The organism is Rhizobium sp. BK176 (assembly GCF_024808055.1).
Genome location: NZ_JANUBV010000014.1, coordinates 77,665 through 92,043, shown reverse-complemented (window position 1 = coordinate 92,043; position 14,379 = coordinate 77,665). Strand labels below are relative to the sequence as shown.

The window sequence follows — 14,379 nt, the reverse complement described above, 5'->3', positions numbered from 1 at the left end:
TCTTTTCGCGTCGACCTGCGGTCCCTATATGGCTTGTCACGATCCACCGGAATTCCGCCTTGCCGCCCAGCCTGACCTCCTTTTCCGACGACGCGCGCATTGCCCTGGACAATTTTGCCGACCGGGCGTCGGGCCTGATCAATCCCACCGTGCGCCTCGGCGTGACCGGCTTGTCGCGTTCCGGCAAGACGGTCTTCATCTCATCTCTGGTCCACAACCTTCTGCACGGCGGTCGTCTGCCACTCTTCGAACCCGTCCAGTCCGGTCGTGTTTCGGCGGTGCGGCTTGAGCAGCAACCGGACGATGCAGTGCCGCGCTTCCAGTACGAGGATCACATTCGCTCCCTCGTCAAGGATCGCGTATGGCCGGACTCGACGCGGGCGATCTCCGAACTGCGCATCACGTTGGACTATCAGAGCGCAAGCGGCTGGAACCGGCTGTTCTCGCCAGGCAGACTATCAATCGATATCGTCGACTATCCCGGCGAATGGCTCCTCGATCTGCCGCTGCTCGCAAAGGACTACCGGACATTCAGCGAAGAGACGATCGGCTTGGCGGAAGCCGGCATTCGCGCAGAGCTTTCGCAAGCTTGGTTGGCGCTCACTCACGCCACCGACGTCACTGCTTCGGCCGACGAGATGCGCGCGCGCGACCTCGCCACCGCCTTTTCTGATTATCTCAAGGCCTGCAAAGCCGACGAACGCTCGCTCTCGACGCTTCCGCCGGGCCGCTTCCTGCTGCCGGGAGATCTCGATGGCTCGCCGGCCCTAACCTTTGCACCGCTCGCACTTCCGCCGGAAGCTAAGCCCCAAAAGGGGTCCATTTGGGCAATGATGGAGCGACGCTATGAGGCCTATAAGTCCGTCGTCGTGAAGCCCTTTTTTCGCGAGCACTTCGCCCGCCTCGATAGACAGATCGTGCTCGTCGATGCCTTGCAGGCCATCAACCGTGGCCCGGAGGCGGTACAGGACCTCGAACGAGCCCTGACGGACGTTCTGGCTTGCTTCCGCCCAGGCACGAATTCCTGGTTATCCTCATTGCTCGGCCGCCGGATCGACCGCGTTCTCGTCGCGGCGACGAAGGCCGACCATCTGCACCACGAAAGCCATGATCGGCTTGACGCCCTCACCCGCCGCCTGGTCGATCGCGCGGTGCATCGGATTGGCATGGCCGGCGCGGGCATTGATGTCATGGCGCTCGCATCGGTCCGCGCCACTCGCGAAGCCACTGTGAAACGCGACGGCCATGACCTCCCGGTCATCGTTGGAACACCAATCGAGGGCGAAACCATCGGCGGAGAGCGCTTTGACGGTCAAAAGAAGACGGCGATCTTTCCCGGCGACCTGCCCGCGGATCCCGAGAGCCTGTTCGAGCGGATCGAATCGGGAGACAGCGATGTTTCCCTGCCCGATGTGAGCGTAGTGCGTTTCCGTCCGCCCCACCTTGAGGAAACGGGTGGCGGCATAACGCTCTCGGTTCCGCATATCCGCCTGGACCGTGCCATGCAATTTCTGTTCGGAGATCGCCTCGCATGATCAAGCCACCGTCCGAACGCCCCACACCTCGCGCGCCGGCCGCCTTTTCTTATGAAGAGGATACACCGGCTCGACCAGCGATCGAGACCAAACACCGCCCGCGGCGGCCCGGCAGCTTCACCGACGATGTCGTGCTGACCGCCGACGAGGATGACCCATTCCTTAGTCCCGAAAAGGATGTCGCGCCAATTCCGGTCGCAATCACGCGCAGGCGCGGCGCGTCGTTTGGGAAAATCGCGGCTGCCGCGTTCGGCATTCTTTTCTCGCTCGCTTTCGGCCTCTGGACCGATAGCCTTATCCGCAATCTCTTCAGTCGCGCCGACTGGCTGGGCTATGCGGCGCTTGCTGCGCTCGGAATTGGCCTCTTGGCGGTGATCGCCATCGTTATCCGTGAAACAGCCGGCCTGATGCGGTTAGCAGCCGTGCAGGAAATCAAGACGGAGGCCGAGGCCGCCATTGTTGAGCCGAAGCCGGCGAAGGCACGCGCACTGGTCAAGCGCCTCGAGACCCTGCTTTCCAGCAAACCTGAAACTGCCAAGGGCAGAGCGACACTGACGGCGGCAGAGGGCGATATTATCGACGCACCGCAGCTGATCGCTCTCGCCGAACGGGAGCTTCTGGCGCCGCTCGATCGGCAGGCACGCGCGTTGATCGTCAACGCATCGAAGCGCGTCTCTATCGTCACCGCCGTCAGCCCGCGCGCGATCGTCGACCTGCTGTACGTGCTTTATGAGGCCGCTCGGCTGGTCCGAGCTATGGCGGAGCTCTATGGTGGACGACCGGGGACGCTGGGGATGATCCGACTGATGCGGGACGTGCTGGCGCATCTTGCCGTGACCGGCTCGATCGCCGTCGGCGATAGTCTGGTGCAGCAGGTGCTTGGGCACGGACTGGCATCGAAACTGTCCGCGCGACTCGGCGAAGGCGTCATCAACGGGCTTATGACCGCCCGCATCGGGATCGCCGCGATGGATCTCTGCCGTCCGCTTTCCTTCCACGCGCTGAAGCGTCCGGGAATCGGCGACTTCATCGGCGATCTAACGCCGTCCATGACGTCGCGCGACAAGAGTTCTTGAGAATTGACAGTTTTCTAACGCTTGCCAGGCGCTGAACGGCGTGGGAAAATACTTGCTACGAATTCAACAGGGTAGCGTCCCGATCAGGACGATCGGCACCTGCGAGACGCCCTGAAATTCAGCGCTTTTCGGCCCGCAAGAAACCAACCATTAACCATTCTGCGGCAAAACTTGGAACCAGTTAAGCGATGGTGTCGCTAGGGAAAATCCATGTATTCGCGCAAGTTTCTTCTTCTTTTCGGGCTCGCTGCCGTGGCGTTGTCACCGGTCGCCGACATGGCTCCGTCCGCAACGGCGGCAACACGGGATAAGGCCTTCTTCGAGTCAATCGCCGGCACCTGGCGAGGTCCCGGCGAGATCGTCGCTGGCAAGTACAAGGGTACGAAATTCACCTGCAACCTCGTTGGCGAACCGGTAAGCGCCGGCGGCACGGGGATCAAGCTCGACGGGAGCTGCAGGGTCGGTGTCTTCAAGCAACCCATGACGGCGCTGATCACCCAGTCCGGCAATTCCTACAAGGGCAAGTTCCTTGATGGCGCCGAGGGCAAGGGGCTTGACGTCGTCTCGGGTGCGGTGACGCCGGATACTGTGGTTGTCGGTCTCAACCGCTCCAAGCTCAACGGCGCGATGATCGCCCGCGTCCGCGACGACAAGACAATGAACGTTACCGTATCGGTGAAGGTCGAAAGCCAAATGGTCCCGGTGATCGGCCTTACGTTGACGCGTCAGGTCGACGAAATCACCGTCGGCTCTGTCGAATAGAGCGTCAGGATAAGTCTTTGCAAAGCGACGGATTTTCCGCCGCTTTGTTGTTTCAGGCCGTATGCCACCACTCGCCGGTCTGGTCAGCTATTTCGATCCCCTGCACATCTGCCTTTGCCAGCCATTGACGAACGGTCGCGCCGCTGACCCGCAGATCCGGGGCAATATCAGCGAGCGGCATAAGCACGAATCCACGATCCGTCATGCGTGGATGCGGAAGCTCCAGCCGCGGCGCCGATTGTGCCACATCGCCGTAGGTCAGAATATCAATGTCCAGCGTCCGCGGCCCCCAGCGCTCGATGCGCTCGCGCTTCATGCCCCGCTCGATATCAAGGCAGACATCGAGAAGCGCCTCGGGACCAAGCGTCGTCTTGACCGCGGCACAAGCATTGAAAAAATAGGACTGGTCGGTCTTTCCCCACGGCGGGGTGCGATAAAGCCGCGAGACAGCGACAACGTGACAGTCGCGCCTCTGGTCAAGTGCCCTCAGCGCGAGGGCCATGGCGTGGACGGGATCGCCGAGATTGCCGCCAAGTCCGAGCGTGGCGGTATCGAAAGTAGCCTCAGGCAAAGTGTTCGACGCTCACCTGAACGAAATCAAGAACGCCCGGCACCGGCGCGTTGGGCTTGCGGACCGTGATTTTTGCACGCTTGATCTGCGGAAATGTCGAACACAGCCCCTTGGCGATATCAAGCGCAAGCGCCTCGATCAGATACCGACGCTTGCCGGTGACAATCTCCTCGATCACCGTGAATGCGATCCCATAGTTGACGGTATCGTTGATCGAATCGCTCTGCAGTGCATCGCCGGCGACAACGTCGAGTTCGGCATCCACGAAGAAACGCTGACCGAGAAATTCCTCTTCGTCGTGAACGCCATGCCGGGCAAAGAAGGCACAGTTCTGAAGCGTGATGGTGTAGGTGGTGCTCATGCCAAGGTTCCCTGCTCGAAGCTACAGCGCGCCGCAAGCATAGCATCGGCGATGGCCAGAGCGTCCCTGTTGATTGCGACATCGTGTACGCGAAAAATGCTGGCTCCCGCCAGACGCAGCAGCGCGCTCGTCGCCGCCGTCCCAACGTCTCGATCGGCGGCTTCCCTGCCGGTGACGGCGCCGACAAACCGTTTGCGCGAGGTTCCGGCAAGCAGCGGAAATCCCAAGCGGTGCAGTTCGCCGAAACGGGCCATCAGCTCGATGTTTTCCTGCGTGTCCTTCGCAAAGCCGAAGCCGGGATCCAGCACGACGTGATCCTTACGTACCCCAGCTGCGGTAGCGATTTCGAGCGAGCGCTCCAGGAAAGCAAACTGGTCGGCAATCACGTCCGGAAGCTTGTCCCGGTCGCGACCGGTGTGCATCAGGCACAGCCCCGCACCGGTATCGGCAGCAATATTCCCGATTTCCGGCTCCTTCTGGAGCCCGAATACGTCGTTGATGATGTGCGCGCCGGCGCCGACGGCAAGCCGCGCGGTCTCGGCCCGATACGTATCGATCGAAATCAGCGCGTCAGTCTTACCACGCAGCGCCTCGATGACCGGCAGCACCCGCGCCTGCTCTTCAGAGGGAGTAACGGCGGCAGCGCCCGGGCGTGTCGACTCCCCGCCGATATCGATGATGTGAGCTCCCTGGTTCGCAGCTTCGAGCGCATGTGCGACAGCCCCTTCGACGCTCTCATATCGCCCGCCGTCGGAAAAGGAATCCGGTGTCACATTGACGATCGCCATGAGCACGGAACGCGCGCCCAGTTCGACCTCACGACCATGCCCGACGCGCCAGAAACTGCTCCTAAGCTGTGTCAACGGCATTCATCCTATCGATCGAAAAAAGCGCCAGCGATATTGCGCTGGTCGTGGCTATGCCCCAAGCTCCGGCAAACTTCAACATGAGTATCTGCAGAATGCTTTTCGTACCGCGTTATATGCCGCTCCTCCTCGGGTTTTCCATGGCCATAGCCGCCTGCGGTCCAGCTGCCGCTGCCGTCATCGCGACGCGAAGCTACTCATACTTCACCATCAAGGGCAAAACCGCCGACCAACTGGATCAGCAACTGAGCAGCAACGGACCGACCGCGAGCGGTTCGTCAGCTCGTCACCCGGGAGCCACCAAGATTCGCTTTGGCGGCGACGCCACCTATGTCCAGGCGGGAGGGCGATGCCGGGTAGGCAGCGCCAAGGTCACGGTCCACACACAGATTATCCTTCCCCGCTGGACCAACCGCAGAGGTGCGAGCAAGCAGTTGTCGATGATATGGGACGCTCTGTCGAGCGACATCAGGCGGCACGAGGAGCGGCATGCCGAGATTGCTCGAAACCAGGCGCGCATCATGGAAAGGCAGATCCTCGCCCTTCCACCACAGTCCACTTGCGAACGCATGCAGGAACTGGTCACCGATGTCTCGACACGCGGAATCGACGAACACGACAGGCTGCAGGCCCGATTCGACCGAATCGAGGCCGTCAATTTTCAGAACCGGATGATAAGACTTCTGAACAATCGGATGAAAACATCCGGCGGCGAAAGATAGCCGATTCTCAAGCTTAAGGCGATCACAGAAGTTTAGCCGCGTAACGAAACTTGTGTGAAACTGCAGTCGCCCCAGTGATTTACTGGTTATTTCTCGGTCTAGCTAAATCAACTACAACGCGCTAATATTCAGACATTCGAAAGTTCAGGTTCGTAAGCCCGAACTTTCACTCCTGGGTTCTCCTGGCGCGTTGCGAAGCCGCGGACGATCCTCCCTCGTCCGTAGGTAATGCGCCTACCTCGCCTCGCTCGTCTAACGGCCAGCGAGGCTTTTTTTGTGCGGAGTGGCGATCAGGCCTGACGCTCGGGCACGTGGACGATGAGTCCGTCCAGGACGGCCTTCATTCTGATCTGACAGGAGAGGCGCGACGTCGGACGCACGTCAAACGCGAAATCGAGCATGTCTTCTTCCATCGCCTCAGGTGGACCGACGCGCTCCGTCCACTCGTCGTCGACGTAGACGTGACAGGTCGCGCACGCACAGGCGCCGCCACACTCGGCCTCGATGCCCGGCACCGAATTGCGCACGGCATTTTCCATAACGGTCGATCCCTGGTCGACATCAAGATCAAAGCGCGTGCCGTCGAAGGCGACAATAGTCAGTTTGGGCATAGTGATTTCCGGTAGTCGTCAATGGGAGGGTCTGGATTTTTTCTTCCAACAAATCGTCGAGGCAGTCAACATCGACCGCTGATACCCTTCATCACAGATTGGGAAGCGACGCGCTTGTCAAAATGCGTCACGCTGACGGTCACAAAAAGACCCGCTGCTCCGAAATGGATCAGCGGGCCGATTTCTGCGGCCGACTTGCGTCGCTTAACGGCAAAGCTTGAGAATGAAATTCTCGGCCTCAATCACCGCAATGCCAACCGCCGCCATCGTTGCAGCGTCGCCGCAATTGCCCTCGAGCGCCTCAGCGGCCGCATGAACGCGGAACGCGCCGACCGCGCTGGCAGCGCCCTTCAGGCGATGCGCCGCAGCTTCAATCGTCTTGATGTCGCCGGAAGATATTTCGTGCAGGCAAGCGCGCGCCTGCCGCGCAAACATCTGCAGAACTTCGATTTCCAGGCTCTTGTCGCCCATTGTCTGGTTTGCCAAATGCACAAGATCCACGGGACGCTCCTGCGATGGGCGTGGACCCTTGCAATTGTCGGGTGCCGCAAACGCAATACTGACTGCTGCCATGTGCCAATTCTCCGGTCGTCTAGCCCCGCTGTTAGATGATCGTGCGGGCGCCATGTGGGCATCGCGTTAAATTCCGGCACATTCGGGGCGGATTTCTCAGGATATGGTTAACATCGACTAAACCTCGTTAACCCTTTGGTTTTTAAGTGCGCACGTTTGTTAAATGGTGTTAACAAGACCTTAATATCGGGGGATTTGACTGGTTGCGTTAATTGTCTAGCAGTCCCGGATGTGTCACTACGATACTACTGGGCGAGCTCTCCGGTCCCTGCCTTTGCTCGCCAAGTGGATAATGGTAATGTTTTGATACCGTCTGTATGAAAAAGCAGCTATCCACTCTGAAATGATATGCTTATCCGTCCTCGGCAGCGTGGACGGGCGGGCTCAGAGGCTAAGGTTTTGTTCGGGCTCGGCGGGAAGCCCGGATGCGTTGTTGAACCGGCTGGGATGTAACGAGGCGTAACGTAAATGGCGAACAACAAGTACAACGAGTCGATCGAGGACAAGGCGTTCAAGGCATTGGACGAAGCGCTCCAGATCGACTTCGGAGAAGACGATACGCTGTCTCGCAACGGCAAGACCGACGCCCCGGAGGCCAAATTGTCCGAAACACCAAGTGCCCGCAATCAGCAGAACCAGACCGATGCCAAGCGCGCCCGCGCTGCTAGCACGCCTCGCCAGCCCGAACAGCCGTCACGCGCTCCATCCTTCGCCGCCAACGACGCCAACCGCATATCGCCGGCTTCGCTTCTGAAGTCCCTCGAGAACGGCTCCAGCCGATCGGCTATGCGCAATGCAACCCTCGTGTCGCTTTTGTGGATCGTCGGCGGACTCGGCCTGATGGCCCTGCTCTATTCGCCGCAGATCTGGCAGATCCGATCGATCGCCGATCTTTTGGGACTGCCCGGCGTCATCGCCGGCTTTATCGGCATTATCGTGCCGGTGCTGTTGTTTTATGCCTTCGCGGTCATGATGGCCCGCGCCCAGGACATGCGCAATGCCGCACGCTCCATGGCCGAAGTTGCGCTCCGCCTCTCGGAGCCTGAGACCGTTGCCTCCGAACGCATCATGACGGTCGGCCAGGCGGTTCGCCGCGAAGTCTCGGCAATGAACGAGGGCATCGAGCGCACCATTGCCCGTGCGTCCGAACTGGAAACCCTCGTCCACTCCGAGGTCAACGCGCTCGAGCGCAGCTACGCCGACAACGAGTTGCGCGTGCGCGGCCTCGTACACGAGCTTGGCTCGGAGCGCGAAGCGATCGTCAACCACGCCGAGCGCATTCGTACGTCGATCTCAGGCGTCCACGATCAGCTCAAGGAAGACCTGTCGCTTGCGACAGAGGAAATCGCGGTACGCCTCGCAACCTCCGGCGAAGCCTTCGCGTCGATGATCGACACCCGCGCCGCGGCGATCACTGAAAAATCGGAGTCGGCGATCCAGTCGCTGGGCACGCTGCTCGCGGCTAAGACGGATTCGCTGCTGCAAACGCTGACCTCCTCCGGCTTCGCGCTCACCAACGAATTCGACACACGGTTGGACTCTCTCACGTCGAGCCTGAGCGAACACGGAGATCAGATCCTTCGTCAGTTCGAAACGCGTGCGTCCACGATGGACAGCAACGCCGAAAAGCTGAACGCGGCGTTGAACGACCGTGCCCGTCAGCTGAACGAGATCCTGATTGCCCGCACCCGCGAGATCAATGAGAGCCTGACGGGCGGCGAACGCACGATCAGCACCACGCTTGATGACGTCCTCTCCAAGCTGAACAGTGCTCTCGACGAGAAGGGTTCGAGCTTCCGCCAAAGCCTGCAATCCAGTGTCGACGACACTATCATGGATCTCGACCTGCGCTCCGGCTTCTTCGACGAGAGACTGCAGGCGACGGTCGCGCAGCTGTCGACCTCGTTCGATGAACGCGTTGCTGAATTCGCCAACGCCTTCGACAAGCGGGCCGGCTCGCTCGATACGAAGCTCATGGAGAGCCTGAATCGCATCAACGAGACTATGACCGGTGGCTCGGAGTCCCTGAACGGCATTCTGAGCTCGAGCATCGACCGGCTTGGCGCATCGCTGACCGACCAGTCCTTCGCACTGGCAACGGCCCTCGCGACCAGCCAGGAAGTCATGGAAAGCTCGCTGGCAGGCAAGGTTTCCGAGGTTACCGAAGCGATCCATACCCACACGACGGGTATGACGTCGGCGTTAAGCCACGCAACCTCCGAAATCTCGCTGGCGCTGGCATCCGGCACGTCGGAACTTCACAACAACCTCTCGGCGCGGGCGACGGAGTTCCGCGACACGCTGCTGTCCACGACCTCCGACCTGAGTTCCGCGGTATCCGCCGGTACCGAGCAGATCACTTCGGCGTTTGGCCGTGCCGACGATCTGAACACGATGATCTCGAGGCGCGCCGCTGATATTACGCAGGCGCTCGACTCGGCGCACGAACGGATCGACGGCGTCATGGCCAATCGCGGTGGCGCGCTGACGACAGCCCTCGCCGACAGCCAGGAACGATTCGAGAGCACCCTTGCAAGCCGTTCCGAAGCAATCATCAACGCCGTCGCCGGCAGCCATGAGCGCCTTGCCGAAACGCTCGACGACAAGGCGATGACACTCGCGATCTCGCTCGACGAAAGCCAGAACCGCTTCGAGGATACGATCGCCAAGCGTGCCGACTCGATCGCGGCTTCGATGGCCAGCGGCCACGAACGGTTCGCCGACACTCTTGATGAAAAGGCGATGACGCTCGCCATTTCGCTCAATGAGGGCCAATCCCGCCTCGCCGATACACTTAGTCACCATATTGAGACCGTCGCAAACCAGCTCGCAGGCGGCCATGACAAACTCAGCGAAGTCCTTGACGACAAGGCGATGTCGCTCGCCATCTCGTTGAACGAGGGGCAGTCCCGCCTCGCCGACACGCTCAGCCACCATGTCGAGAAGGTCGCAAACCAGCTCACCGGCAGCCACGAGAAGCTCAGCGACGTTCTGGATGACAAGGCGATGGCGCTCGCCATCTCCCTCAACGAGGGACAATCCCGCCTTGCCGACGCGCTCGGTCACCATGTCGAAACGATCTCCAACCAGATCGCCGGCGGCCACGAGAAGCTCACGGAAGCTCTCGACGATAGGGCAATGGCGCTCGCCATTTCCCTGAACGAGAGCCAGACCCGTCTCGAAGACACGCTCGGTCATCATGCTGACGCGATCAGCCATTCACTCACCGGCGGTCATGACCGGATCACCGAAGCGCTCGATGATCGCGTCATGGCGCTCGCCGTATCATTGAACGAGGGTCACAGCCGCATCGAGGACGCGCTTGGGCGGCGCGTCGATACCATCGCCAATTCGATTGCCACGGTTCAGGACCGTCTTTCCGATACGCTCGACGAGAAGGCCATGGCGCTCGCGATCTCCTTCAGCGAAAGCCAGAGCCGCTTTGACGACGCGCTGGAAGCGCGCACCAATGCGTTGCTCGACACAGTGGCTGGCGCAGAATCTCGCGTTGCCGGCGCCCTCGTGGACAAGTCCGACGCAATTCGGAGCGCTTACACCGAGAGCCAGGAACGCCTCGAGCGTTCGCTGAGCGATCACGCAGCGACGCTGGCCGGCACGCTTTCGACCGGCGGAGACCGTATCGAGCAACTCACCGGCAGCGCCGCCAGCCGCATCGAATACAGCTTGAGCGATGCGCATCAGCGACTAGAGACACTGCACGGCAGCGCCGCATCCCGGATCGAAGGAGGCCTTGCCGCCGCCCACGATCGCTTCGAGGCTCTGACCGGCAATGCCGCGACGCGCATTGAAGGGGGCTTGGAATCGGCCCATGAGCGCATTCGTTCGACGCTCGCTGATCGCGAGCAGGCGATCAATCTGGCGCTCAGCGATGCGCACAGCCGCATCAGTGACACGCTCTCCGATCAGGCGACGACGATTGGCGCATCGATCGCGACCAGTGTCGGCATGCTGGAAATGTCGCTGGAAGACCATGAGGTCTCGCTTCGCCAGACGATCGACAACAGCGCCCGGGCGCTCGAAGATCGGCTGCGCGACAGCACGGGCCACATTGCCGGTCGGTTCCAGGAGTCCGCTAGCGAGATCTCGCGGTCGGCGGAAACCTTCTCTTCGCAGCTCGACCAGTCCATCGAGGGCATGACCGGCCGCTTTGCGGAAACGGGCTCTCGTGTCGAAGCCGGCCTTGCCGCTCTCGAGAATCGCATTCGTGACGGCGTCGGCGGTGTCGCCGAGCAGGTCGATGCTGCTGGCGGTCGCCTGTCCGACACATTGTCCGACGGTATCTCCCGCCTCGGAACGCTTGGCGAAGAAGCAACCGACCGGATTGCGGCGGCGCTCAACGACAGCGCCGCAAAGTTTGCCGAAACGCTTGATGGCCGCACCGCCAACCTCACGACGGAAATCGACAGCCGCACGGCCAATCTGACCTCCGGCATAGACAGCCGCGCGGCAAGCATCGGCGAGGCAATGGAACGTGGCAGTGCGCGCATCGAAGAACGCCTGTCGACCATGGACCGAGCCCTGACGGTCGGCCTGGATGCGGTCAACCGCACAATTGAAGGCAAGGCCGCCGGCCTTGCTGCGTCGCTGCGCAGCGCGGTCGCTGAAACGACACAGGGAATGGATGACGAAGCCGCCCGCGCCGCCGAAAACCTCGGCCGCACGGGGCAGCAGTTTGCCGAAAGCCTTGAAGGCAAAAGCAACGAGTTCAGCCGCGCAATCGAGGAACGCTCCGAACAGATCGTCGGTCGGGTCTCGGAAGCCCAGAACCGCCTCGCCGGCCAGGCAGCGGCCGTCGCTCAAACCTTCTCGGAAGCTGGCAACGCAATCATCAAGAAAGTCGCGGAAGCCGAGACCTTGGTCAGTGGCCAGGTTGGTGCCATTTCCCGCGCTCTCGGCGACGCACAAGCGACCTTCGAAAACCATGGCGCCGGCATCCGTACGACGATTTCCGACGCAAGCGAGGGAATCGCCTCGACTATGGCTGAAGTGGAACGCGCCCTGGAAGCGCGTGGGAACGCGATCCGCTCAAGCCTGGAAGATCGCACACGCGAAATCGACTCGACGTTGACGGACGTCGAAAAGGCGCTCGATGCACGCGGCAGCGCCATCCGCACGACACTGGACGACCGCACGCGCGAACTCAACTCGATGCTTGCCGGCCGCTCCACCGAGCTGTCGCGCATCCTCGACGAGACCGCACGCCCACTGATCGACCGTTACGCTGAGGCTGGCAAGGACGCCGCCGCTCGCATCACTGCGGCAACCGAACGGAGCACCGAGCGCCTTCGCAGCGAAAACGAAGCCTTGATCAACGCGATTGCCGCACGCACCGAGAGTGCGTCTTCCGCCGTCGATGCGATGGAAAGCAGCCTGCTTACCAACGTCAACCAGCTGATCGAGCGCCTGTCGGACAACAGTTCCGCCATGGGCCAGATGATGAGCCGTGCGACCGAGAATCTGGCCGCGGTCGATGGCCGCCTCGGCGATACGACCTCGCGCTTCACCGAGTCCGCATCGAAGGCCGCTGAGATGGTGTCCGCATCGACGCGTCTGCTCGAGGGCAAGGTCGATCGTCTCTCCGATATCTCCGGCCAGACGCTTGCCCAGGTCGGTGGGATCATCGGTCGCTTCGACGAGCATTCGAAGGTCCTCAGCCAGGCATCCGGGCTGCTTGCGGCGGCTCAATCGAATCTCGTCTCGACCCTCGAGGATCGCGAAACCGCGCTGCAGAACCTTTCTGTTGGTCTCGTCCAGCGCTCGGAGGAAATCGAAAAGACGATGCGCTCTCTGGGTGGCATGGTCGAATCCGCCTTTGACCGCGCCGAGCAGCGCTCCAACCAGGTCAGCGGGACGCTGCGTGAAAGCGTGCAGTCTTCGTTCTCCGACATAGGCCGCGTTCTCTCTGAAACCGAAAAGCGTGCGGAGGAAGCAGCCGCGACCATGCGCGCAGCCCTCGAAAAGGCCGGAGAGGAAGCCAACGCAACGATCGATGGCGCATTCGGCAACGCCGAGCGCCGCTCCGGCGAGCTTTCCAACCGCCTGCGCGGTGGCCTGACGGCATCGCTCTCGGAAGTCGAGCGGATGCTTGGCGAAGCCGGTCGCCAGTCCGACGGTGCGGCCCAGCAGATGCGCGAATCGCTTCGCGAAGCAGTCGACGAGGCTGTGGCCCGCTTCTCCGGTGCTACCGAGGAAATTCGCCGCTCCGCCGGCGATATCCGCAAGGAACTCGATATGACCCGCAGCGAGTTGAAGCGCGGTGCATTCGACCTTCCCGAGGAAGCCAAGGAGAGCGCCGCCGCAATGCGCCGAGCCGTGGCCGAGCAGATCAAGGCGCTGCAGGATATCTCCCACATCGTTGGTCGTTCGACCCAGCAACTGGAGATTTCCGAGCCTGCGCCGCGTGCCATTCCGCAGCCGCAACCTCAGCCTGCCCCGCGTCCGGCCCAGCCCGCTGTTGCCCAGCAGGCACCCCAACCGGCTCCTCCGGCGGTCCCGGCTCCGACTCCTGCCGTGACACCCTCGCCGATCGAAAACTTCGGTCTACGCGGCTCGCTGACACCGCCGGCGCCTGCCACTACAACACCGCAGCGGGCACCTGTGGCCGCACCGGCTCCGGCCTCCCCGGCAACCGGCGGCTGGATCAGCGACCTCCTGCGCGGAGCCTCGCGTGAAGAGGCCGCCGAGGAGGCTCCAGCGCGGCAACCGGCACCGCGCGCAGAGACACCCGCTCCGGCGCCGGCCCGCACGTCCGACAGCCGCAACCCACGCCACGTCGTCGAATCCTTGAATTCGCTTTCCGTGGATATCGCCCGCGCGATCGATCATGACGCATCGGTCGATCTGTGGCGTCGCTATCAGCGTGGCGAGCGTGATGTATTCACCCGCCGGCTTTATACGCTCAAGGGCCAGCAGACCTTCGACGAGATCAAGCGCAAGTACGATCGCGAGCCGGAATTCCGCACCGCCGTCGATCGCTATATCGCTGACTTCGAGAAGCTGCTTGCCGATGTCTCCCGTGGCGATCGCGACAAGACGATCACGCAGTCCTATCTGACCTCGGACACCGGCAAGGTCTATACGATGCTCGCCCACGCAGCCGGACGGCTGAAGTAAGCGCTCGGAAATCAAAAATGGCCGCCTTTCGGCGGCCATTTGCATTTCCGGAAGTTGCCCTTGCAAAGATTCGGCTAAGACCTTCTTTAGACTTCAGGCCAAGCCGCACACGTCCGTCTATTTGTCGCGGCTACGCCTCCATGGGCCTGCGGCGCTTGCCGTCCGCGC

10 protein-coding genes are annotated in these 14,379 nt (G+C 61.6%); 5 read left to right on the top strand and 5 right to left on the bottom strand.

The window, feature by feature from the left end; genetic code table 11:
* Window positions 1-59 precede the first annotated feature (59 nt).
* From FHT76_RS29845 to FHT76_RS29835, 3 genes are all read left to right on the top strand, one after another.
* A complete protein-coding gene (locus FHT76_RS29845) occupies window positions 60-1,535 on the top strand; it encodes a YcjX family protein (RefSeq protein ID WP_183862654.1) in 1,476 nt (491 codons plus the stop codon).
* On the top strand, window positions 1,532-2,611 hold the full coding sequence (locus FHT76_RS29840; RefSeq protein ID WP_183862656.1) for a YcjF family protein: 1,080 nt from the start codon (window positions 1,532-1,534) through the stop codon (window positions 2,609-2,611). The genes FHT76_RS29845 and FHT76_RS29840 overlap by 4 nt, the downstream gene beginning before the upstream one ends.
* A 210-nt stretch (window positions 2,612-2,821) precedes the next feature.
* Complete coding sequence (locus FHT76_RS29835; RefSeq protein WP_183757480.1) at window positions 2,822-3,373, top strand: hypothetical protein; 552 nt, start codon at window positions 2,822-2,824, stop codon at window positions 3,371-3,373.
* A 52-nt stretch (window positions 3,374-3,425) separates the two neighbouring features.
* Here the strand turns inward: FHT76_RS29835 and folK are convergent, their stop codons facing one another.
* The 3 genes from folK to folP are packed head-to-tail and all read right to left on the bottom strand — an operon-like array spanning window position 3,426 to window position 5,168.
* Complete coding sequence (folK, locus tag FHT76_RS29830; protein WP_183862658.1) at window positions 3,426-3,944, bottom strand: 2-amino-4-hydroxy-6-hydroxymethyldihydropteridine diphosphokinase; 519 nt, start codon at window positions 3,942-3,944, stop codon at window positions 3,426-3,428.
* Window positions 3,937-4,305 (bottom strand): dihydroneopterin aldolase, encoded by a 369-nt coding sequence (folB, locus tag FHT76_RS29825; protein WP_183757482.1) that lies wholly within the window; start codon window positions 4,303-4,305, stop codon window positions 3,937-3,939. Before folB ends, folK begins: the two co-directional genes overlap by 8 nt.
* A complete protein-coding gene (gene folP, locus FHT76_RS29820) occupies window positions 4,302-5,168 on the bottom strand; it encodes a dihydropteroate synthase (protein WP_183862661.1) in 867 nt (288 codons plus the stop codon). Before folP ends, folB begins: the two co-directional genes overlap by 4 nt.
* Window positions 5,169-5,266: 98 nt before the next feature.
* Between folP and FHT76_RS29815 the strand changes: the two genes are divergently transcribed.
* Window positions 5,267-5,893 carry a DUF922 domain-containing Zn-dependent protease gene (locus FHT76_RS29815; RefSeq protein ID WP_183863016.1) on the top strand — a complete coding sequence of 209 codons (627 nt, stop codon included), beginning with the start codon at window positions 5,267-5,269 and terminating at the stop codon, window positions 5,891-5,893.
* A gap of 290 nt (window positions 5,894-6,183) precedes the next feature.
* Here the strand turns inward: FHT76_RS29815 and FHT76_RS29810 are convergent, their stop codons facing one another.
* Both FHT76_RS29810 and FHT76_RS29805 read right to left on the bottom strand, forming a co-directional pair.
* Window positions 6,184-6,504 (bottom strand): 2Fe-2S iron-sulfur cluster-binding protein, encoded by a 321-nt coding sequence (locus tag FHT76_RS29810; protein ID WP_027511814.1) that lies wholly within the window; start codon window positions 6,502-6,504, stop codon window positions 6,184-6,186.
* 204 nt (window positions 6,505-6,708) lie between these two features.
* Window positions 6,709-7,077, bottom strand: a complete 369-nt coding sequence (locus tag FHT76_RS29805; RefSeq protein ID WP_183757484.1) for an Hpt domain-containing protein — start codon at window positions 7,075-7,077, stop codon at window positions 6,709-6,711.
* 468 nt (window positions 7,078-7,545) lie between these two features.
* On the opposite strand from FHT76_RS29805, the gene FHT76_RS29800 reads away from it, so the two are divergent.
* Window positions 7,546-14,211: a hypothetical protein gene (locus FHT76_RS29800; RefSeq protein ID WP_183862663.1), complete on the top strand. Its 6,666-nt coding sequence runs from the start codon at window positions 7,546-7,548 to the stop codon at window positions 14,209-14,211.
* The last annotated feature ends 168 nt before the right edge of the window (window positions 14,212-14,379 follow it).

Excerpts from the sequence above, each read along its gene's own strand:
- FHT76_RS29840 (WP_183862656.1), top strand. The coding sequence starts at position 1,532 with ATGATCAAGCCACCGTCCGAACGCCCCACACCTCGCGCGCCGGCCGCC.
- FHT76_RS29800 (WP_183862663.1), top strand. The coding sequence starts at position 7,546 with ATGGCGAACAACAAGTACAACGAGTCGATCGAGGACAAGGCGTTCAAG.
- folB (WP_183757482.1), bottom strand. The coding sequence starts at position 4,305 with ATGAGCACCACCTACACCATCACGCTTCAGAACTGTGCCTTCTTTGCC.
- FHT76_RS29805 (WP_183757484.1), bottom strand. The coding sequence starts at position 7,077 with ATGGCAGCAGTCAGTATTGCGTTTGCGGCACCCGACAATTGCAAGGGT.
- FHT76_RS29815 (WP_183863016.1), top strand. The coding sequence starts at position 5,267 with ATGCTTTTCGTACCGCGTTATATGCCGCTCCTCCTCGGGTTTTCCATG.
- FHT76_RS29810 (WP_027511814.1), bottom strand. The coding sequence starts at position 6,504 with ATGCCCAAACTGACTATTGTCGCCTTCGACGGCACGCGCTTTGATCTT.
- FHT76_RS29835 (WP_183757480.1), top strand. The coding sequence starts at position 2,822 with ATGTATTCGCGCAAGTTTCTTCTTCTTTTCGGGCTCGCTGCCGTGGCG.